Below are 20543 nucleotides of genomic sequence, written 5' to 3'. Positions count from 1 at the left end.
CCAGGCATGAAAGTCAACGCCCCGAACCTCGGGGCGTTTTCAAGCATCGTTGGAATACGGTGGCACTGCCTGATTACCAGCTATATCGCACGCCGAAATTTGCCCCCCATGGCTGATCCACGTGCTTGCCTTGGCCGTAGTCAAAATCTGCATGCAATTGCATATTTTGGGACAGTGTCAGGGCGACACCCACTCCGACCTCGACACGAGACCCCGACAGGTTATTGTCAAATGTCTGGTTATTGACCGACACCTTATTGCTCTTGGCAAATTCGTGGGCAATGCCACCACGCAAGTAAGGCTGGAGCATACTGCCGTCATCCAACATAAAGTCGCGGCCTACCGTCACCCCCAACTTGCCCTGCACGGAGTCGGTGTGGTTACCCTTGGCTTTAAGACCGTTGTCCAGGCTATAGCTCTTGCCTTGTACTGTAACCACGGACGCTTGGGCGAAAGGCTCGACAAAGAAATCATTATCCAGCTTGATATGACGGCCCGCTTCCACAGACGCACCCAAGGCATTTGTACTGTATTTGCCCTTCGCTTGCCTGCCGTCGCTCAAACCGACTGTGGAATCATTGTTCAAGCGGTTGGCTTTGATGACGCCGTCAAAATAGTAACCACTCTCTTCATCCAACCAAGTGGCATACAGACCTGCGTAGTAACTTTGCACGGTACCCGACGTACCCCGACTGAGATCCAGGTCAGACGTACTGTGACCCGCCATTACCCCCAGCAACCACTGGCCTTCTCCCAAGGGGGTATCCGCCCCCAAAGAGAACCCGCGCTGGCTTTGTTCATAGGCACCCGCATCACCACCACTGACCTCATATTTGTTGCCATAGGCACGCAACCAACCACCGGCTGCGGCGCCGTTATGCCGGATCTCTCCCATGCGACTGCGCAAAGATGTCATCTCGCCATACCACACGGTTGGTGCAGTGTTGAACAAGGCCAATACCGACCGGGTGCCTGGGCTGACAGTGCGATTATTCGGGTCAAGGAACCAATCATTACCGTCTTGCCGGAGGCCATAGGACCAGGCCCCAACATCCACATTACCGCCTACCAGCGCAAACTGTGCATCACCGCCACCCGTGTGAACGATATGGACATCACCTGGGTTTACCGGTTCTGTACCGCTGCTGGTAAGCAACAGGTCGTGATGGCCGGTTGCGTCACCCGTAATGTTCAGGAAGTCCGTCAGGCCCTGAGCGAAATCAGTGCCCATGACAAAAGTGCCTTGGCCCGACAAGCTCTCAAGGTCGAGTTGATAGAACGCATCACTATCCCCAAACTTGACCGTGCTATCGGCGAGGCGCAAATCACCCACCTGGCTATTGCCAGTCATGATCCACATGGATTGCTCGCCAAGACTCAACGACGAAACGTTTTCCAGGCGGCCAGTCAATGAGGCGAGTTCAGTGAGCTGAAGGTGAGCCTGGCTACCACTGCTGACGACGACATCGCCCTTGAGCTGGCTATTGGCGATATTCATATTCGCCGTCGAGCCGCCTTTGACTTCCAGCAAGTTGCCATTACCACCGGTAAGCGTCGAACCGTTGCGCACCTCGATATTCGCCACCGCGCCCTGGCCTCGAGCACCGTCTACGAGCAACGCAGCACCTGTGGTACCCGTGACATGAGAATGGTCCAGGACAAGGGTATTAGGCCCGGGCGCATGCCGGTCAAACGACATTTCAATACCGTTACGCCCGCCTGAAATATTGCTCCCGAAAGCCCGTGCCGCTGAGCTGTGCAGCTTCAACCCAAAGCTGTCGGCCCCCGTGCCGATTGACTGACTACGCACCAACTCCAGCGCACTGCCACCGTTAACAACTGCACCGCCGGTTGCTCCCACCAGGACACTGCCATTGACCGTCGCGGTGGATATGTCGGTTGAGTTTGTAAATTTGCTCACCAGTAAACCATGGTAATCGGTACTGGAAATCACACTGTCGTTGATCTGCGCAGTGCTGCTGAGCAGTGTCACGCCTGTTTCGTACGCCCCGGAAGCAGTGACACGGCTGTTGTCGACAACCACGTTAGAGCCGTTCTGAGCGACAACCGTCCCCAGGATCGTACCGTTCGCGCTGACATTCAGGTTCGAGGCATTAGCATAAATGGCCTGCGTCCAGCCCCCTATGACGTTAAGCGTGGCATTTTGCAATTCAAAGGTATCGATATAGTCATCATGCCGGATGGTTTCAGTGCCATTTTCGATCAGCCGAGCATGGGCATTTGGCGCCAGAAGCAACAAGGTCACAACAGAGGGCACCTGCATCATTGCAACCAGGGGTTTTAATTTAAAGTACGAATTGATCTTCACAAGACACCACTCATTTAACAGGCATTCCAGAACGGAACTGTTCGGCCTATTTCCAGAGGGGCGGAGCCAGGCCATTCAAGGCCGCAAAGTTACAGATCAGGCTTACCGTAATATGTAGGATTAATCCGAACATAGAGGTAGAGATGAGGAGACTAGCTGTGTGAAAGCGCAAAGCGCGCGCGGTGCAACCGAAGGGTGCCGAAGCACCCCGCAGTCTGCAGTCTATTGCTCTACCAGGCTATCCTCTAGTCCAGTGGGCGGTTGCTCCTCGCAATAAAGCCCGTTCAAGTCGGTGAACCGTGTACGGGTCCAGGCTCTCTGCGAACGCTGCTCTCCTTCACCCGGGATCGGCACAAAATAGTGAAAGTCCACCGAATTGCGTGCCGCCGGCCGAAGGGCCGTGTAGGGGATCTTTATGTCGAAACCGTTGGAAACCATGTCGGGCGTCAGCTGCGGCGAGCTTAGGGGCAGTGTAGTGCCCAACTGAGTGTCTCCGGTAATGTCGCTGAATACGCGGAATTCGCATCGAACGACCATGTGCTCTTGGAAATACACTGTATTACCAGGAACCCTGACCGTCGCCTCGCGAGTCGCTCGATTGAGGTCGGTACACGCCAAAAATGCGGTCGCCTTGGCGAACCTTGGCTCTTCCAATTCGACTTTGTTTGCCGCCACAACCACATTCTGCGTAAGTGAGCGCTGGGTATTGTCATTAGTCGGCCATCCCAGCGTATAGAACACTGGGACCGTTCTATTGCCGACTGTACGAATGATTGACCAAGGCACAGTTCGCGTAAGAGTGGCACCCGCCCCTTCGGTCGTCAGTTCCAATTCATCAAACTGGTGGGCCAGATCCCCCCAATACCATTTGATTATCGTACCCGGCGCAGGAGGAGGAGTGCCCCAAAGCACGGTCTCGATGGTAGCGTCCCTATTGAAGTCGTCGACTGTGAGCTCATTATCCAAAGTCGGGTCGACGCCGAAGACCCGTACGCGCGCGAGCAAGTCGTTTTCTGGGTCTTCACCCGGAACCGGGCCAGGCGCAGAAAAATCGACATTGATAGTGTGAGGAGGCGCATCGGTTGACGTCCCATTGCGATCAACAAAATAGTTGATCTCCAAGGGGATCTCGCCAGCACCTCCACCATAATGGGCCAAAAGGACATCCCTGCCGACAGGCAGCATTAACGGAAATGGCAGATGGAACTTAACGTCAAAACGTACCGGAGCCTGCGTGCCAATGGTCAATTCGATCACGTCAATATCGGGTAAATTATTTTCATATTCTGGAATAGCAATGTGAACGCCAGTCGGCTCATAAAGGTCTTGCAAATCAAGCAGTCCGTCACCTGGAAGAAGCGCCAACGGCACATAGGCTTCCTGCGGATCAGGGGCGGGTGTCAGGTTCAACTCAATTCGCGCAGGCACCGAGTCTTTGCTGACATTCCCTGCAAGGTCCCACAGACGGTAGAACAAGTAGTTCTGCCCTCCTTTATTACCAGTAATAAGGTCCCACGGCAGCGTAAAACTCAACGAATCCTCCACAGGAAAGGTGTCAAGAGGCTCAGACAGCTGTGAAGAAAAATCCGGTGAAAAAAAGACTTCGATCCTATCACCGGCGCGCCGGGAGATGGGATAGTCGGCAAATGTACATACCATCCCTTCAGGGTGCTCCTCCTCATCCTGCTCAGTAATTTCACCTTTCGACGCCAAATAATCAGGGAACGAGGGCGCTGCCGGGTGCCTGGGGTCTTCCGGCGGGGTGAGGTCGATCTCCAGGGGCGTACCTACCAACAACTGCGACGGAGAGTCATCCTCATAAAAGATGTAGCCGACCTCATGCTGCCCCTCCACCAAACGGGCCGCCGGAATGTCCCGGGTGAACGGTTGATCAATTGGTTGGTGGCTAGGTAACCTTGGATCAAACTCTACAATGTACATCGGGGCCCCCCAGTTCGTTGCCCCTCTACCGCGCATATGCACTGCAAGTTTGCTGAGTTCCGGGTCAAAACCTTCGTCCGCTGCAAACTCCACAATATCAAACGTTACAGGAAGCGGTTTCTTCGAAGCCTCCTTAGTAATCAACCCATCCTCATTCAACGCGTCAAACGTGGGCAGGGGCATCGCCAGCACACCCGCTCTGCGTTGGGACAGCAGTTCTTTATTGGCCTTGCGTGATGCAATGGCGGCCTTTTGTTTCTTACTCAACGTTGCCATCTGTATTCTCCTTTTGCACTGAGTAACACCAAGACAATCGAACAAACACATGCCTTCGAAACAAGACACGTTTCAAATAGAACAACCGTTGCGCTGCCACTGCTAAACACTGCAACTTACATCGACGACCAACTACTCATCTAGTCTTCAGGGCCATCACCATTCGGCCCGCAATAGATATTGCCCACTCTTTTACGATCAATTTTTGCATAGCGTAATCTTGAAGAGCCTATCACTCTGTTTTTGCGCCACAACGTATAGATAACCGACACCGAACTTCCCGGGCTCTGAGGATCTGGTGACTTGATGGGTTTAATCTTCTCGTCATAGTTGCGTTGTTCGAAGGTATAACCTTTTTTCGCCTCTTCTTCAGTCAGCCGATGCGTCAGGGTGTCCGCAGTTGATGTAATCGCCTGTCCCCCTCCCGCAAACTCTTCATAGCCCTGCCACTCCACGACAAGATCGTCATCTTTGCGAAAGACCGTTTCCGGAAGAATCTGGACAGGTATGTGATCCCACATAGCCGGGTTAGCATCACACCCTATAAACATATTGCTATTGGCACTTGGAAACTCAACACGCCTTAATACCTGCGGAGGGACAACATCGACCATGACTTCAGTAAAATTGGAAAGTTGCTCATTAACGCCATTGAATGTCGAGTAGTACACTCGTAGTTTTTCATCATTCCCTGCATCGACAATCACCTGCCAAGGAATATCGCTGAACGTCACGCGTACGCCTTCAGCATCGCCACTACCGGTATCAACAATATAACTTGCCACCGGTTTATCCATACTGGGAAAGCCCCCCCAGAACAACTCCAACACCTCACCATCACGAGGCTGGTGATAAAGCAGGACGCTGGCATATACGCGCTGATCCTTATCACGTATATCAATATGGTTATCCGTCTTCGAGCCCTCGCCAAACACAGTCACTGTTGGCAAGTCGAGATTAAGCAACGCGGGGGCGTTGATATGGTCTTGCCCTGCAACCCTGAAGTCCCAGCGAATTAATGTAGGGGGGCTAGGCAACGTGGGAGTATTACTGCCGTATCGTGTAATGGTGTAAGTGGCCGCACTTTCTGCGAGTCCCATGCCCATCTCTATCAACTTCGACCACGGGATACCGGCGCTGAACGGCATCTCGGTAACTTCCTGCGCGGCAAGCAGGGTACTGCCCCAGCGAATGATGACAAGATCGCGAGCATTCCAGTTGTCATAGTGAACGTTGGCTACAACGCCAATCCGGGCATCGTGCCGATTGATCAAGCCACTTGCCATGGCAGGGATGACAAGAGGTTTGAGGTCTGAGGGCGCTTCCTTTAATCGGACTTCAACGGGCGACTGGTCGGACCTGGGGCCTCGATTACCGGAGCGGTCTTGAAGGCGCACGTGAACGTATTGAGTACCGTTGCGGTACAAGCGAAACAACTCCCCAGGAATAGGAAGAACAAGCGGGCTATTTTCGTCGGGAAACTCTACATAACCGCTCGGTGCGCTGTCGGGTGGAGGACTTTGGTCAGAAACATAATAATAGACCCTGTCATAAGCCCGCCGACTGAGGTAAGCAGCCAATACCAGATCGACTGTGCGATACCGGGCCAGATAATCCTCATCTATCGTACCCACCGGGAAGGCAGGGGTTGGCGGCGTAACGTTATTGTTTGGCGGCGTCCGGTCAATTACCAGGGTACGGAAGTCCGAGGTTGTTGGTATACCGGTTTCGTCGGTGATCCGATAAGCCAGCCGGACGGTACCGTCATTTTCCAGATAGTCGCGCGGCACGGTGACGGAAAAAGGGAAAGGCTTGGTAATGGGGCCATCCCACCGCTCCTTGAAAGGAGGGACACCTTCGCCTCCGCTGCGTGACCAAACGATTTCCACAATATTGAACTCGCCGGCCTGCGCAGCGTCATCCCACAGTTGCGGAATGCGCACAACAAGATCGGTATCAAGATATTGATGAGGTATGTAGCCCTCAGGAATCGGCGGATTAGCATCATCCAGAATGGGCACCTCAATATCGGCCAATCGGAAAATGCCGTTGCGTGAAAGTCTACTTCCAGTGTTTTTTTGAGCGCTCATCAGACTCTCCCGTCAGACCGCTTGTACCTACACCCCAAAGGCGTGCTTGCGACCCATTAAACGCGCAATCTGCGGTATCGAATACTGTCAGAACTAACAGGTAGGCACTGCCATTCGTCGCTTGGTAGCCGATTCCATCCACACCGGATGCTTGACGAAACGGTTGACTTGAGGTTTCCTGAAACCGGTTTCAGCCTGGGTATTCCCGACTGAGGCCTAGAAAATTCCAATAAGAAAGGCCCGCGACCGTGACTCCTTTTTCCGCCGCCCAGCGCACCCGTGTCACCATGCTCGACGTCGCCCAACGCGCCGGCGTGTCCAAAGCCAGCGTGTCGCGTTTTATCGGCGATGACCGCGCCCTGCTCTCCGACGCGATCGCGCTGCGCATCGAGCAAGCCATCGAACAGCTTGGCTACCGCCCCAACCAGATGGCCCGTGGTTTGAAACGTGGCCGCACCCGCCTGATCGGCATGCTGGTGGCCGACATCCGCAACCCCTATTCCATTGCCGTGATGCACGGCGTCGAAACCGCCTGCCGTCAGCACGGCTACAGCCTGGTGGTGTGCAACACCGACCGCGATGACGAGCAAGAGCGCCAACACCTGGCGGCGCTGCGCTCCTACAACATCGAAGGCTTGATCGTGAACACCCTCGGCCATCACCTCGACCAACTGCTGGAGCTGCAACAGGAAATGCCTCTGGTGCTGGTGGACCGCAAGGTCGAGCCGCTGCACAGCGACCTGGTGGGCCTGGATAACCCGGCGGCGGTGCGCATGGCGGTGGAACACCTGGAGCAGCAGGGTTACCGCGACGTGCTGCTCGTAAGCGAGACCACAGACGGTACCAGCTCACGCCTGGAGCGCCTGGAGAGTTTCAACCACGAAATTGCCAAGCGCCCGGCGTTGACAGGCGCCGTGGTTGAACTGGATGGCAACCTGGAAAAGCGTCTGCAAGCCTTTCTCGCCAAACCCGGCCCCAAGGCACTGTTTTGCGCCAACGGCGTGGCCGCACTGGCCTGCACCCGGGTGCTCAAGGCGCTGGGCTGCGACCTGTTCGGCGAGGTGGGCTTGATCGCCCTGGATGACCTGGACTGGTACCCGCTGGTGGGCAACGGCATCACCGCCCTCGCCCAACCGACGCAAGCGATTGGCGCCAGCGCCTTCGACTGTTTGCTCAAGCGCCTGCGCGGCGATACCGCCCCCACCCGCACCCTGGATTTTTTACCCGAGCTGATTATCCGCGGCTCGACGCCCCCTTATGACCCTGGCTTTACTGTGGCGAGGGAGCTTGCTCCCGCTGCGGTGCGAAGCGCCGCCAAGAGCCGGTGACTGCTGCGCAGTCAAACGGGAGCAAGCTCCCTCGCCACAAACAGTCAGTGTGTTCTTGTTGATAAAAATGAAACCGGTTTCAGAGGTAAACAACAATGCATAAATACCCCGTCTCCATCAGCCTTTCCAGCTACGGCGCCGACCTGGTTCGCCAGCAGGGCCAATTGAGTTTTGTCGCGCTGCTGAGCGCCGCTGGTGCCCAGCGCATTGAATGGCGTGAAGAATTGCTCACCACCGAGCAACCGGCCGAGCTGGCCCTGGCCGCTGCAGAACAAGGTCTGGAATCAGTATTTTCCTCGCCCTTGGAGCTGTGGGTCGCCGGCCGTGCCCAACCCAATGCCGAGCTGGCCGCTGCCCTGGACCGCGCCCAGGCCTTTGGCTCGGGCTGGCTGAAGGTGTCCCTCGGTTACTTCACCGACACAAACGACATGGAAAGCCTGCACGCCCTGCTCAATCGCCACCCGGTCAAGCTGCTGGTGGAAAACGATCAGACCCTGCACGGCGGGCGCATTGAACCGATGCAACGGTTTTTTACCGAAGTCGAACGCCTGGGCCTGCCGGTGAAAATGACCTTCGATATCGGTAACTGGCAGTGGCAAGACCAGTCCGCGCTCACTGCTGCGCGGTTGCTGGGCCGGCATGTGGATTACCTGCACTGCAAGGCCGTGGCCCGTCGCGCCGATGGCAAGCTCGTCGCCTTGCCGCCGGGCGCCACCGACCTGCATCTGTGGGAACAACTGCTCAAACACATGACTCAAGGTATTACCCGCGCGGTGGAATTTCCGCTGCAGGGCGATGACCTGATCGAGGTCACCGCACAACAGGTTGCGACCCTGGCCCGCCTTGGCCAACCCCATGTGGAGAACGCCCATGTCTGAGATCGATATCCTATCGTTTGGCGAAACCATGGCGATGTTTGTCGCCGAACAGACCGGCGACCTGGCCCAGGTCGGGCAGTTTCACAAACGCATTGCCGGCGCCGACAGCAACGTCGCCATCGGCCTGTCGCGCCTGGGGTTCAACGTGGCCTGGCTGAGCCGCGTGGGTAACGACTCCCTCGGGCGTTTTGTGGTCGATACCCTGACCAAAGAGGGGCTCGATTGCCGCCATGTGGCCGTCGACCCGCTGCACCCCACCGGCTTTCAACTCAAATCTCGGGAAGAGGCCGGCGCAGATCCTCAAGTGGAGTACTTTCGCAGAGGCTCGGCGGCCAGCCACTTGTGCATCGATGCCATCCATCCGACGCTGCTGCAAGCCCGCCATCTGCACGCCACCGGCATTCCGCCGGCGCTGTCCGATGCCACTCGCGCACTGTCGTTCGAGCTGATGACCCAAATGCGCAAGGCCGGGCGCAGCGTGTCGTTCGACCCGAACCTGCGCCCGTCCCTGTGGGCCAGCCAAGCGCAGATGATCCGCGACATCAATGCCCTGGCCGCGTTGGCCGACTGGGTCCTGCCGGGCCTGAGCGAAGGTCGCCTGCTGACCGGTTTTGACGACCCGGAAGACATCGCCGCGTTCTATCTCGACCAGGGCGCCGAAGCCGTGGCGATCAAACTCGGCTCCGAGGGCGCCTATTACCGCACCCATATGGACCAGGGTTTTGTCGCCGCCGTACCGGTGGCCAACGTAGTGGATACCGTGGGTGCCGGCGATGGCTTTGCCGTGGGCATGATCAGCGCCCTGCTGGAAAACTCAAGCTTCCCCGAGGCCGTACAGCGTGGCAACTGGATCGGCAGCCGCGCCGTGCAGAGCCGTGGCGATATGGAGGGTTTGCCGACCCGCGCTGAATTACCCACCCGATCCGTTGCGTGACCCATTACCTGTTGCCACAACTACAACAAGCTCAGGAGCAACCCCATGGAAACCGTGAAACTCGCCACCCGTCGCTGGTGGTACATCATGCCTATCGTGTTTATCACCTACAGCCTGGCCTACCTCGACCGCGCCAACTACGGCTTCGCCGCCGCGTCCGGCATGGCCGCAGACCTGATGATCACGCCAGGCATGTCTTCGCTGCTCGGTGCGCTGTTTTTCCTTGGCTACTTTTTCTTCCAGGTGCCGGGGGCGATCTATGCGCAAAAGCGCAGCGTCAAGAAACTGATCTTCGTCAGCCTGATCCTCTGGGGCGGCTTGGCGACGCTGACTGGCGTGGTGTCCAACGCCTACATGCTGATCGTCATCCGCTTCATGCTCGGGGTGGTCGAGGCTGCCGTGATGCCCGCCATGCTGGTGTACCTGTGCCACTGGTTCACCCGTGCCGAACGCTCACGGGCCAACACTTTCCTGATCCTCGGCAACCCGGTCACCATGCTGTGGATGTCGGTGGTGTCGGGCTACCTGGTGCAGCATTTCAGCTGGCGCTGGATGTTCATCATCGAGGGCCTGCCGGCGGTGTTGTGGGCGTTTATCTGGTGGAAGCTGGCCGATGAGCGCCCCAAGGATGCCAAGTGGCTGAGCGACGCCGAAAAGCACAGCCTGGAAACCGCCCTCGCCGCCGAGCAGGTGGGGATCAAGGCCGTGAAAAACTACGCCGAGGCGTTCCGTTCGCCCAAGGTGATCATTCTCGCGTTGCAGTTTTTCTGCTGGAGCATTGGCGTGTACGGCTTCGTGCTGTGGTTGCCATCAATCCTCAAGGCCGGTTTGCAGATGGACATGGTCGAAGCCGGCTGGCTCTCGGCCCTGCCCTATCTGGCGGCGGTGATTGGCATGCTCGTGGTGTCCTGGGGTTCGGACAAGCTGCAGAAACGTAAGCGTTTTGTCTGGCCGCCGCTATTGATTGCGTCGATTGCCTTCTACGCGTCCTACGTGCTGGGCGCCGAACACTTCTGGTGGTCCTACACCCTGCTGGTGATCGCCGGGGCCTGCATGTATGCACCCTACGGCCCGTTTTTCGCCATCGTCCCGGAAATCCTCCCAGCCAACGTCGCCGGTGGCGCCATGGCGCTGATCAACAGCATGGGCGCCCTGGGCTCGTTCGGTGGCTCGTACCTGGTGGGCTACCTCAACAGCAGCACCGGCTCGCCCGGCGCTTCGTACCTGCTGATGAGCGGCGCGCTGCTGCTTTCCGTGGTGCTGACGATTTTCCTCAAGCCCGGCGCCAGTGACCGCTCGCCGACGCCAACCCTGGAATTGAAGGTAAAAACCTCATGAAAAAATCTGTCGTGCTGTACAAAAAACTGTCCGCGCCGCTCATGGCTCGCCTGCATGAGCAGGTCGACGTCACGCTGATTGACGCTCTGGATGAAACCGGCCTGGCCAAGCTGCGCGATGCCCTCCCCACCGCCCACGGCCTGCTGGGTGCAAGCCTGCGCCTGGATGCCCAGTTGCTCGACCTGGCACCCAAGCTGGAAGCAGTGGCCAGCGTCTCGGTGGGCGTCGACAACTACGATATCGATTACCTGACCCAACGCGGCATCCTGCTCAGCAACACCCCGGACGTGCTCACCGAAACCACCGCCGACACTGGCTTTGCGCTGATCCTGGCCACCGCCCGGCGCGTGGTCGAGCTGGCCGACATGGTGCGCGCCGGCCAATGGAACAAAAACATCGGCCCGGCGCATTTTGGCAGTGATGTACATGGCAAGACCCTGGGCATCATCGGCATGGGCCGCATCGGCGAAGCCCTGGCCCAACGCGGGCATTTTGGCTTCGGCATGCCGGTGATCTACCACAGCCACTCACCCAAGCCGGCGGTTGAAGCGCGCTTTGGCGCGCAGTACCGCAGCTTGCAGGACTTGCTCCAAGAGGCTGATTTTGTCTGCCTGACCCTGCCGTTGACCGCTGAAACCGAGAAGTTGATTGGCGCCGAGGAATTCGCGCTGATGGGGCCGGAGACGATTTTTATCAATATCTCCCGAGGCAAGGTGGTGGACGAGGCGGCGCTGGTGCAGGCGTTGCAGCAACGCACTATCCGCGCGGCGGGGTTGGATGTGTTTGAGAAGGAGCCGCTGGATCACGCATCGCCGTTGCTGAGGTTGAACAATGTGGTAGCCACGCCGCATATCGGCTCCGCCACTCATGAGACGCGGGAGGCGATGGCCAAGTGTGCGGTGGATAATCTCCTGGCGGCATTGGCTGGCGAAAAGCCGGTAAACCTGGTGAATCCAGGGGCATGGCGGCACTGACACAACACAAGAGCAAAGGTGGAAGCTGGCTTGCCTGCGATAGCCATAAGTATCTACACAACTTTGGTGTGACGCTGGACCTGTGGCGAGGGAGCTTGCTCCCGTGACGGACTGACAGCCGACGCTTCTCTACCTGACACCCCACGATCAAACTGTGGGAGCTGGCTTGCCTGCGAAGGCGGCCTGAGAGCCGACCACAATCTTGGATCAGACCGTGTACATATCCATTATTTAGGTCATGGCTGCTTATGGTTCCGCTTTTACAGCGGCTCACTTTTGAAAAGCGCAAAAGTAAGCAAAACGCTCTTGCCCCACCACTCGGCACCTCGCTTAGGCTCGGTGTGCCCTCACTCCGGCTTGAATCCGTGGGTCGCCGTCATGGGCCATCCTTAGCCCAGGACGGCTAACCCGGCGTCCTGCCGGGTTACCCACGAATTCAAGCCTGCGTTCGGCCAGCGTGGTTTAACGGGACGCCTGAGATCAAGATCAAAAGCAGATCAAGATCAAGAGCGGCTCGCTTCGCATCGTAGTTACCGGTGGCTTCGGCGAACTGCACAGTTGTGTAGATCCCTATGCTGCGATAGCGGTAAGCCAACCCATGATGTGCCGACTGTAAGATTGCTATCGCAGGCAAGCCAGCTCCCACATTTGGATTGCGGTGCGTCAGTTAGATCAGCGTCGGCTGTCAGTCCGTCACGGGAGCAAGCGCCCTCGCCACAGGTCCAGCACTGGCCCAAGTTGTGTAGATCCCTATGCTGCGATAGCGGTAAGCCAACCCATGATGTGCTGACTGTAAGATTGCTATCGCAGGCAAGCCAGCTCCCACAGGGTGTTGTGGCAGCAGTTAGACGACGAACCTGGCCACCATCCCATTCAAATCCACCGCCAGCCTCGACAGTTCATGGCTCGCCGCGCTGGTCTGGTTGGCGCCCGCCGCCGACTGGGTGGCCAGGTCGCGGATGTTGACCAGGTTGCGGTCCACCTCGCGGGAGACCTGGGCCTGTTCTTCCGAAGCGCTGGCAATCACCAGGTTGCGTTCGTTGATCAGGCTGATAGACGCAGTGATCTGCTCCAGTGAGGCGCCGGCTGCACGTGCCATTTCCAGGGTGGTCTGGCTGCGCTGGTTGCTCTGTTGCATGGACTGCACTGCCTCCCCGGTACCGTTCTGGATGCCGGCGACCATTTTCTCGATTTCCTGGGTCGACTGCGCGGTGCGATGGGCCAGGGCGCGCACTTCATCGGCGACCACCGCAAAGCCCCTTCCGGCCTCGCCGGCACGGGCGGCTTCAATCGCTGCGTTGAGCGCCAGCAGGTTGGTTTGCTCAGCAATCGCGCGAATCACATCCAGCACCTTGCCGATATCCCGGCCCTGAGCGGCCAGGCCCTCGATCATCGCGGAGGTGTTCTGCACGTCCTGGGTCATGGTCTGGATCGCGCCGACGGTTTCCATCACTCGATCACGGCCTTCCCGCGCCGCCTGATTGGACTGCCCGGACGCCTCGGAGGTGGAAACCGCGTTACGCGCCACCTCCTCCACTGCCGCCGTCATTTCATTGACGGCCGTGGCGGCCTGGTCGATTTCATTGTTCTGCTGTTGCAGGCCACGGGAGGCCTCCTCGGTGACCGCGCTCAACTCTTCCGCCGCCGAAGCCAGTTGCGTGGCCGAACCCGCGATGTGCTGGATAGTCTGGCGCAGGCTGGCTTGCATGGTCGACAGCGCACTGAGCAACCGCGCCGGTTCGTCCTTGCCATCGTCCTCGATGGTTTTGCTGAGGTTGCCGGCGGCGATGGTCTCGGCCACTTCCACGGCCTTGCGCAGCGGGGTCACGATGCTGCGGGTCAACAACCAGGCCAGCAGCACGGTGAGCAATGCCGCCACCACGGAGACCGCCACCACGCCGGTGATCGCGCCCTCGTAGCTTTGCCCGGCATCCTCGTCGGCCTGCTTGGCGTCGGCCGCATTGATGGCGATCAGCTTGTTCAGTTGCTCGCCCATCTGGTCAGTGCCGTCCTTGATACGGCTGTTGATCAGAGCGCGCATCTCATCGACCTTGCCTTGCTTGGACAATGCCACCATCTCGGCCTGGGCTTTGAGGTAGTTGTCCAGGGTAACGCCGAAGGCTTTGTACAGCGCAGCCTCCTCCGCGCCCGCAGGCAGCGTGGCGTATTTGGCCTGGGCAGTCTTGACCTTGTCAGCCAGCACGCCAATGCGGGTCTCGGCCTCCTGCAGGGCGGCAGGCTCGCGGTTGACCAGCACGCGAAACGACAGGATGCGCATGCGCAGCACGTTTTCGGTGATGGTGCCCAGGTGGGTCATGCTGGGCAGCTGGTTCGCGCTCATGTCCTGGGAGGATTGGCGCATCTGCGTCATGCGGTTGACCGCAAACACGCCCAACAGCACCACTAGAACCGCAATGAAGGCAAAACCGATAAACGCGCGAGGGGCAATATTCAGGTGACGGAGGGACATAGGGCTGCTCTCAGAAGTAGTGTTTGCGTGCATCCTTGCCGCGAAACGATCCGTCAGCGTCAACGCGCTGCCCAGACCTTGGTCACCACTGTTGTCGTTGTAGTGTGGGCCTATGCTTGATATCGGCTGGGCCACGGCTTTAGCGCAGGGTTTTTATAAATATTTTTTTACACTTCAGGCGCCTGGCACTTTCTGGCATCCTGCGCCTCCATTTTCTGACCCGAGCCATCATTTTGTCTGACGCTCAAGCCCCCCGCCCGCGCTATAAATCCGACCTCATGTACGGCCTCGAAGACCGCCCGCACTTCACCGCCGCGATTTTTGCCGCGTTGCAGCATGTGTTGGCGAGTTTTGTCGGAATCATCACGCCCACCCTGATCGTCGGCGGCGTACTGGGGCTGGAAAGCGAAGTGCCGTACCTGGTGAGCATGGCGCTGTTTGTATCGGGGCTTGGCACCTTTGTGCAGGCGCGCACTTTCGGGCCGGTGGGTTCGGGGCTGTTGTGCCTGCAAGGCACCAGTTTTTCCTTTATCAGCGTGATTTTGAGCGCCGGGTTCATGGTCAAGGCCCGGGGCGGCGGCACCGATGAAATCCTCTCGACGATCTTTGGCATCTGCTTTTTCGCGGCGTTTATCGAAGTGGTGCTCAGCCAGTTCATCGGCAAACTGCGCAAACTGATCACCCCGGTGGTCACCGGCACCATCATCACCTTGATGGGCTTGTCGCTGATCAAGGTGGCCGTCACCGACATGGCTGGCGGCTATGGCGCCAGCGACCTGGGCGCAGCAGGCAACATGGGCCTGGCGGCCTTGGTGCTGCTGACCATCGTGGTACTCAACCGCTTCAACAACCCGTTCCTGCGCCTGGGTTCGATCGTGATCGGCCTGACCTTGGGCTTCGTAGTGGCGTGGCTGCTGGGCCGCGTCGACATGGCCGCCCTTCCCCAGGTGCCGCTGATCAGCGTGCCGGTGCCGTTCAAGTACGGTTTCTCGTTCGACTGGGTGGCGTTTATCCCGGTGGCGGTGATTTTCCTGATTTCGCCCCTGGAAGCCGCTGGTGACCTGACCGCCAACTCGATGATTTCCCAGCAACCGGTCAAGGGCCCGCTGTACATCAAGCGCATCAAGTCCGGCCTGCTGGCCGACGGTCTCAACTCCGCGATGGCCGCCACCTTCAACAGCCTGCCGATGGTGACCTTTGCCCAGAACAACGGCGTGATCCAATTGACCGGCGTAGCCAGCCGCTACGTGGCGTACTTCATTGCTGGCCTGCTGGTGCTGCTGGGGCTGTTCCCGATGATCGGCGCGGTACTGCAACTGATGCCCAAGCCCGTATTGGGTGGCGCGACCCTGATCATGTTCGGCACCGTGGCCGTGGCCGGCATCAAGATCCTCGCTGAAGCGGGCCTACACCGGCGCAATGTGCTGATCGTGGCGATTTCCCTAGGCATGGGCCTGGGCGTCGCCGCGGTGCCGGAAGTGCTGCGCGAGCTGCCCAAGGCGCTGCACAACATCTTCGAATCGCCGATCACCGTGGGCGCATTCTGTGCAATCCTGCTGAACATTTTCCTGCCCGAAGAGTTCATAGAGCTGGAAGAAGATGAATTCGAGCCGGAGTCCTCTACCCTCAAGGTCATGCAGGACCCGGACGTCACCCAAAAGTAGGAGCATTTCTTTATGCGCAAGCTCATGGTTGTATCGCTGTTGCTGCTGACCTTGAGCGCCTGCGCACTGTTCCCCAACCGCGACCCGGTGAACATCAATGTGGTGGGCATCGAGCCGCTGCAAAGCCAGGACCTGGAAGTGCGCTTTGCCGTGAAGCTGCGGGTGCAAAACCCCAATGAAGCGGCAATCGACTACAACGGCGTGGCCCTGGACCTGGAGGTCAATGGCCGGCCACTCGCTTCTGGCGTCAGCGATCAGGCTGGCAGCATCCCACGCTTTTCTGAAACCGTACTGATGGTGCCGGTCAGCGTTTCGGCGTTTTCGGTGTTGCGCCAGACCCTGGGCCTGAGCCAGACCCAAAGCCTGAACAACCTGCCCTACGTGCTGCGCGGCAAACTGGCGGGAGGCCTGTTCGGCACCATGCGCTTTGTAGAGCGTGGCACCCTGGACTTGCCGAACACCGCCACCTGGTAAGTGGCTGAAAACCAAATGTGGGAGCGGGCTTGCCTGCGATGGCGGTGCGTCAGTAACAGATGAATTGAATGACGCGCCGCTATCGCAGGCAAGCCAGCTCCCACAGGTTGATTGCGTTCAGTCAGTGATATAGCGAACGCCTGGCTTGGCGCGCTCGTCCACCACCAATTCAAAAATATCCGGCCGGGCGTAATGCCCCACTACGTCGTAGTCGTAGCGGGCCTGCACCAACTGATCAGTATCGATCTGCGCCGTCAACAACCCCGCCTCGCCCACCAACGGCCCCGCCAAGATATCGCCCATGGGCCCGACGATCACGCTGCCGCCGGCAATCAACGGACGGTCACCCGGCCAGTTGGCAATCTCCACACCCAAGGCTTCAGGCGATGCCTGCACCTGGCAGGCGCTGACCACAAAGCAACGCCCTTCATGGGCGATATGGCGCATGCTCACCTGCCACATGTCGCGCTCGTCCACGGTGGGTGCACACCACACCTGGACGCCCTTGGCGTACATCGCGGTGCGCAGCAACGGCATCATGTTTTCCCAGCACACCGCGCCGCCGATACGCCCAACCGCGGTGTCAATCACCGGCAGGGTCGAGCCGTCGCCCTTGCCCCAGATCAGCCGCTCGGTGCCTGTCGGCATCAGCTTGCGATGCTTGGCCACCAGGCCGCCCGAGGGTTCGAAATACAGCACGCTGCAATACAGCGTACTGCCACTGCGTTCAATCACGCCCAGCACCAGGCTGGCACCGGTACGCGCCGACATCCCGGCCAGCGCCTCGGTTTCTGGCCCCGGCACGTCAATGGCATTGGCAAAATACCGTGCAAAGGCTTCCCGGCCCTCGGGCAGGCGATAACCCAATTGCGTGCCAAAGCTTTCGCCCTTGGGATAGCCGCCCAGCAACGCCTCGGGCATGACCACCAAGTGCGCGCCACTGCGCTGGATTTGATCCTCATAGGCCAGGATCTGCGCCAGGGTGTCAGCCTTGCCGCCAGGCAAGGCGCCGATTTGCAGGGCTGCGACAGTCGATACGGGCATCAGGCTTACTCCGATAGATAGGGGTTGCCCATTCTCTGGCCAGACTCGATCATGAATAAAGCCCACCTCAGTGCTAAATGATATGAGCCAAATGAATATCGCCCAGGTTGACCTCAACTTGCTCAAAACCTTCGAAGCCCTGCACGACGAGTCCAGTGCCAGCCGTGCGGCGCTGCGACTGGGTGTGACGCAGTCGGCGATCAGCGCGGGCTTGCGGCGCTTGCGTGAGCTGTACGGCGACCCTTTGTTCGTGCGCACCGGACGCGGCCTGGCGCCCACATTGCGAGCCAATCAGTTGAAACCGGTGATCAGTGAGGCATTGGATCGCTGCCGCCAGAGCCTGGCGATGATCAGCCCGCAAAACCTGCACTACGAGGGCCGCTCGGTGGTGCTGGGGCTGTCGGATGACTTCGAGATTGCCTATGGCCGAAGCCTGATGGAGGCCATCGCACTGCGCCTGCCCAAGCTACGGGTGATCTTTCGCCAGACCTACAGCCAGATCGTCGCCGCCGCCCTGCTCGACCGCACGCTGGACCTGGCCATTACCGCCGGCGGTTTTACCGAGCGCAGGCTGAGCCGACAGGTGCTGGGGGAAGGTGACTATCGTTGCCTGGTAGACCCCCATAGCCTGGCGTCGGGCGAGGAGACTATCGACCTGCAGGGGTTTGTCACACGGGAACATGTGTTGGTGTCGTCAGGCGGGTTTATCGGCATTACCGATGAAGGCTTGGCCGCCCACGGGCTGCGGCGCCACGTGTGCGCGTCCACCAGCCACTTTGCCGCGCTGCCGTATCTGCTCCAAGGCAGCACCGCCGTGGCAACCATTCCCGGGCATGCAGCCCACGCCATTGCGCAAATGACCGGCCTGCGCGTGCTGCCCTGCCCGCTGGCGCTACCGCATTACCCGGTGGAGTTGGGCTGGCGTACCCAGGCTCAGTTGGACCCGCTGTTGCTCAAGGTGCGCGAAGCGATTGTGGCGTGCTTTACTTCGCCGCCGCCATCAGCTTGTTGACTTCACTGCGCACCATGTTGGAAAACTCCGGCGGCGACATGCCGTCGAGTTCGGCACGCACCCATTCGGCCCACTTGCCCTTGCGCTTGGCGCGCTCACCGAACAAGCGCGCGGCTTCGCCCTTGGCCTTGCCCAGGTTGGTTTGCCACAGGTCGTAGAGGCGCGACTTTTCATCTTCCAGCTCGGCGCGTTCGGCGAGGGTCTTGTTGGCGAGATTGAAGCTCATGTTGAATTACCTGCTGCACAAATAGGTGACATCTTACACTGTAGGCCCAAAGTTCCCGATCCGGATTTTGCCTCGGATGAGCGCATGGGGAAAAAAACTGCAACTTTTGCCTCCCCCCGATACTCCATTGTTCACTGCCACATCCACCTGCAAGGAGTCACTCAATGGCCCGCAAAACCGCCGCCCAAGCTGTCGAAGATCAAATCAAGGACCAAGCGTTCAGCGAACTGAGCGCGTTGATCGAAGAGTCGGACAAACTGCTCAAAAGCAGCGCATCCCTGGTGGGCGAGGAAGGTGAAACCCTGCGCGAGCAGGTTGCCATCAAACTCAAGCAAGCCCTGGAATCGGTGTCCAACGTGCGTGAACGCAGCAAGCCGGTCGTGGATGCCACCGAGACTTACATCGGCGGGCACCCATGGCAGACCGTGGCCATTTCCGCAGGCTTTGGCCTGGTGGTCGGCCTGTTGCTGGGTCGCCGTAACTGATCCATTCAGGCTGCGCCCCCCGCGCAGCCTGTTTCACCCCGCCGCCAACGCCCTCAACTCGCGCAACGCCTGCACATCCAGTTCGATCCCGGTTTCCTGCGACTTCGCCCGCGTACGATGGCGTCGGTCCCCCGGCAATCGACGCAACCCCGCCGCATGCATCTGCCGCACCAGCTCCTGGCTGCGTTGGGCGAAGCTTTGCCCAGCGGTTTTACTCGGGTCGATCACGATCAGAAGCTGGCCTGTCCACGGCGTACGCGCGCCTGGGTGGTCCGTCCAATCGAATTCAAAAGAGAAGTTGCCGCCCGTCAACGCTGCCGCCAGCAACTCCACCATCATCGACAGTGCCGAACCCTTGTGCCCGCCAAATGGCAACAGTGCGCCGCCTTCCAGAATGGCTTTAGGGTCCTGGGTCGGCTGCCCGAGGCTATCGACGCCCATGCCCGGTGGCAACCGCTCGCCTTTGCGCGCGGCGATTTGCACGTCGCCATGGGCGATGGCGCTGGTGGCCAGGTCAAACACTATCGGCGCACCGTCGGCCCGGGGTGCCGCAAACGCGATGGGGTTGGTGCCGAACAACGGACGATCCGCGCCGTGGGGCACCACGCAGGTCATGCTGTTGACCACGCTGAGTGCCAACAGCCCCTCCTCGGCAAACGGCTCGACGTCCGGCCACAGGGCAGCAAAGTGATGGGAGTTATGGATCGCCAGCAACGCGATGCCGGCGCTGCGTGCCTTCTCCACCAGCAACGGGCGCGCCGCCGCCAGGGCCGGCTGGGCAAAACCATTGCCCGCATCGACGCGCACAAAGCCTGAGGCCACATCGGTCACGCTGGGGACGGCGGTGCCGTTGACCCATCCACTGGCCAGCGTCGAAAGGTAACCGGGGATGCGAAAAATACCGTGACTGTGGGCACCGTCACGCTCGGCACTTGCGCAGTTGTGCGCAAGAATCTCAGCAACCTGCGCCGATGTGCCGTGCCGAACGAACACCTGATGAAGTAACTCCTCCAGTTCAGCGAAGCGGATCGAGGCACAAGCGGTGGCAACTGTCGGGGACTGCGCAGACATTTGAAGCTC

16 protein-coding genes are annotated in these 20543 nt (G+C 59.1%); 9 read left to right on the top strand and 7 right to left on the bottom strand.

Translation table 11 applies throughout. The annotated features are described in order from the left end of the window. Positions 1-73: 73 nt before the first annotated feature. The 3 genes from AC07S6_RS07995 to AC07S6_RS07985 form a co-directional block, all read right to left on the bottom strand. A complete protein-coding gene (locus AC07S6_RS07995) occupies positions 74-2329 on the bottom strand; it encodes an autotransporter outer membrane beta-barrel domain-containing protein (RefSeq protein ID WP_495112034.1) in 2256 nt (751 codons plus the stop codon). A 222-nt stretch (positions 2330-2551) separates the two neighbouring features. Continuing rightward, positions 2552-4546: a hypothetical protein gene (locus tag AC07S6_RS07990; protein ID WP_495112033.1), complete on the bottom strand. Its 1995-nt coding sequence runs from the start codon at positions 4544-4546 to the stop codon at positions 2552-2554. Between the two features lie 140 nt (positions 4547-4686). Beyond that, the gene (locus AC07S6_RS07985) at positions 4687-6636 is read right to left on the bottom strand and encodes a hypothetical protein (RefSeq protein ID WP_495112032.1); all 1950 of its coding nucleotides are present in this window, start codon (positions 6634-6636) and stop codon (positions 4687-4689) included. A gap of 248 nt (positions 6637-6884) precedes the next feature. Between AC07S6_RS07985 and AC07S6_RS07980 the strand changes: the two genes are divergently transcribed. The 5 genes from AC07S6_RS07980 (at position 6885) to AC07S6_RS07960 (ending at position 12088) form a co-directional block, all read left to right on the top strand. Further along, the gene (locus tag AC07S6_RS07980; RefSeq protein WP_495112031.1) at positions 6885-7964 is read left to right on the top strand and encodes a LacI family DNA-binding transcriptional regulator; all 1080 of its coding nucleotides are present in this window, start codon (positions 6885-6887) and stop codon (positions 7962-7964) included. A 95-nt stretch (positions 7965-8059) separates the two neighbouring features. Further along, on the top strand, positions 8060-8842 hold the full coding sequence (locus tag AC07S6_RS07975; RefSeq protein WP_495112030.1) for a sugar phosphate isomerase/epimerase family protein: 783 nt from the start codon (positions 8060-8062) through the stop codon (positions 8840-8842). After that, on the top strand, positions 8835-9776 hold the full coding sequence (locus tag AC07S6_RS07970; RefSeq protein ID WP_198791057.1) for a sugar kinase: 942 nt from the start codon (positions 8835-8837) through the stop codon (positions 9774-9776). The genes AC07S6_RS07975 and AC07S6_RS07970 overlap by 8 nt, the downstream gene beginning before the upstream one ends. Before the next feature lie 45 nt (positions 9777-9821). Beyond that, entirely contained in the window at positions 9822-11114 is a 1293-nt protein-coding gene (locus AC07S6_RS07965; protein WP_054897474.1) for an MFS transporter, read from the top strand. Beyond that, positions 11111-12088 (top strand): 2-hydroxyacid dehydrogenase, encoded by a 978-nt coding sequence (locus AC07S6_RS07960; RefSeq protein WP_495112029.1) that lies wholly within the window; start codon positions 11111-11113, stop codon positions 12086-12088. The genes AC07S6_RS07965 and AC07S6_RS07960 overlap by 4 nt, the downstream gene beginning before the upstream one ends. Before the next feature lie 844 nt (positions 12089-12932). On the opposite strand, the gene AC07S6_RS07955 is transcribed toward AC07S6_RS07960, so the two are convergent. Further along, on the bottom strand, positions 12933-14558 hold the full coding sequence (locus tag AC07S6_RS07955) for a methyl-accepting chemotaxis protein (protein ID WP_020301098.1): 1626 nt from the start codon (positions 14556-14558) through the stop codon (positions 12933-12935). 233 nt (positions 14559-14791) lie between these two features. On the opposite strand from AC07S6_RS07955, the gene AC07S6_RS07950 reads away from it, so the two are divergent. Together AC07S6_RS07950 and AC07S6_RS07945 are read left to right on the top strand one after the other, a co-directional pair. Further along, a complete protein-coding gene (locus AC07S6_RS07950) occupies positions 14792-16222 on the top strand; it encodes a nucleobase:cation symporter-2 family protein (protein ID WP_032901653.1) in 1431 nt (476 codons plus the stop codon). Positions 16223-16234: 12 nt separating this feature from the next. Continuing rightward, positions 16235-16696 (top strand): LEA/WHy family protein, encoded by a 462-nt coding sequence (locus AC07S6_RS07945; protein ID WP_014718730.1) that lies wholly within the window; start codon positions 16235-16237, stop codon positions 16694-16696. A gap of 117 nt (positions 16697-16813) precedes the next feature. Here the strand turns inward: AC07S6_RS07945 and AC07S6_RS07940 are convergent, their stop codons facing one another. After that, positions 16814-17740, bottom strand: coding sequence for a carbon-nitrogen hydrolase family protein (locus AC07S6_RS07940; protein ID WP_197883460.1), 927 nt, complete (start codon positions 17738-17740; stop codon positions 16814-16816). 91 nt (positions 17741-17831) lie between these two features. Between AC07S6_RS07940 and AC07S6_RS07935 the strand changes: the two genes are divergently transcribed. Continuing rightward, positions 17832-18752, top strand: coding sequence for a LysR family transcriptional regulator (locus AC07S6_RS07935; RefSeq protein ID WP_197883458.1), 921 nt, complete (start codon positions 17832-17834; stop codon positions 18750-18752). On the opposite strand, the gene AC07S6_RS07930 is transcribed toward AC07S6_RS07935, so the two are convergent. After that, the gene (locus tag AC07S6_RS07930) at positions 18724-18978 is read right to left on the bottom strand and encodes a hypothetical protein (RefSeq protein WP_003190904.1); all 255 of its coding nucleotides are present in this window, start codon (positions 18976-18978) and stop codon (positions 18724-18726) included. The genes AC07S6_RS07935 and AC07S6_RS07930 overlap by 29 nt on opposite strands. A gap of 164 nt (positions 18979-19142) precedes the next feature. On the opposite strand from AC07S6_RS07930, the gene AC07S6_RS07925 reads away from it, so the two are divergent. Beyond that, positions 19143-19463 (top strand): ElaB/YgaM/YqjD family protein, encoded by a 321-nt coding sequence (locus AC07S6_RS07925; RefSeq protein WP_019817806.1) that lies wholly within the window; start codon positions 19143-19145, stop codon positions 19461-19463. Between the two features lie 33 nt (positions 19464-19496). Here AC07S6_RS07925 and AC07S6_RS07920 read toward each other — a convergent pair whose 3' ends face one another. Continuing rightward, on the bottom strand, positions 19497-20534 hold the full coding sequence (locus AC07S6_RS07920) for an Ldh family oxidoreductase (RefSeq protein WP_495112028.1): 1038 nt from the start codon (positions 20532-20534) through the stop codon (positions 19497-19499). Between the last annotated feature and the right edge of the window lie 9 nt (positions 20535-20543).

The sequence above is a fragment of the Pseudomonas sp. GW821-FHT07B01 genome (assembly GCF_059419065.1).
The sequence above is the reverse complement of the archived record's forward strand: the minus strand, read 5'-3'. Positions and strand labels throughout refer to the sequence as shown.

Coding starts and splice junctions, on each gene's coding strand:
- AC07S6_RS07925 (WP_019817806.1), top strand. CDS start 19,143: ATGGCCCGCAAAACCGCCGCCCAAGCTGTCGAAGATCAAATCAAGGAC.
- AC07S6_RS07955 (WP_020301098.1), bottom strand. CDS start 14,558: ATGTCCCTCCGTCACCTGAATATTGCCCCTCGCGCGTTTATCGGTTTT.
- AC07S6_RS07935 (WP_197883458.1), top strand. CDS start 17,832: ATGAATATCGCCCAGGTTGACCTCAACTTGCTCAAAACCTTCGAAGCC.
- AC07S6_RS07960 (WP_495112029.1), top strand. CDS start 11,111: ATGAAAAAATCTGTCGTGCTGTACAAAAAACTGTCCGCGCCGCTCATG.
- AC07S6_RS07945 (WP_014718730.1), top strand. CDS start 16,235: ATGCGCAAGCTCATGGTTGTATCGCTGTTGCTGCTGACCTTGAGCGCC.
- AC07S6_RS07990 (WP_495112033.1), bottom strand. CDS start 4,546: ATGGCAACGTTGAGTAAGAAACAAAAGGCCGCCATTGCATCACGCAAG.
- AC07S6_RS07930 (WP_003190904.1), bottom strand. CDS start 18,978: ATGAGCTTCAATCTCGCCAACAAGACCCTCGCCGAACGCGCCGAGCTG.
- AC07S6_RS07920 (WP_495112028.1), bottom strand. CDS start 20,534: ATGTCTGCGCAGTCCCCGACAGTTGCCACCGCTTGTGCCTCGATCCGC.
- AC07S6_RS07970 (WP_198791057.1), top strand. CDS start 8,835: ATGTCTGAGATCGATATCCTATCGTTTGGCGAAACCATGGCGATGTTT.
- AC07S6_RS07985 (WP_495112032.1), bottom strand. CDS start 6,636: ATGAGCGCTCAAAAAAACACTGGAAGTAGACTTTCACGCAACGGCATT.
- AC07S6_RS07940 (WP_197883460.1), bottom strand. CDS start 17,740: ATGCCCGTATCGACTGTCGCAGCCCTGCAAATCGGCGCCTTGCCTGGC.
- AC07S6_RS07975 (WP_495112030.1), top strand. CDS start 8,060: ATGCATAAATACCCCGTCTCCATCAGCCTTTCCAGCTACGGCGCCGAC.
- AC07S6_RS07965 (WP_054897474.1), top strand. CDS start 9,822: ATGGAAACCGTGAAACTCGCCACCCGTCGCTGGTGGTACATCATGCCT.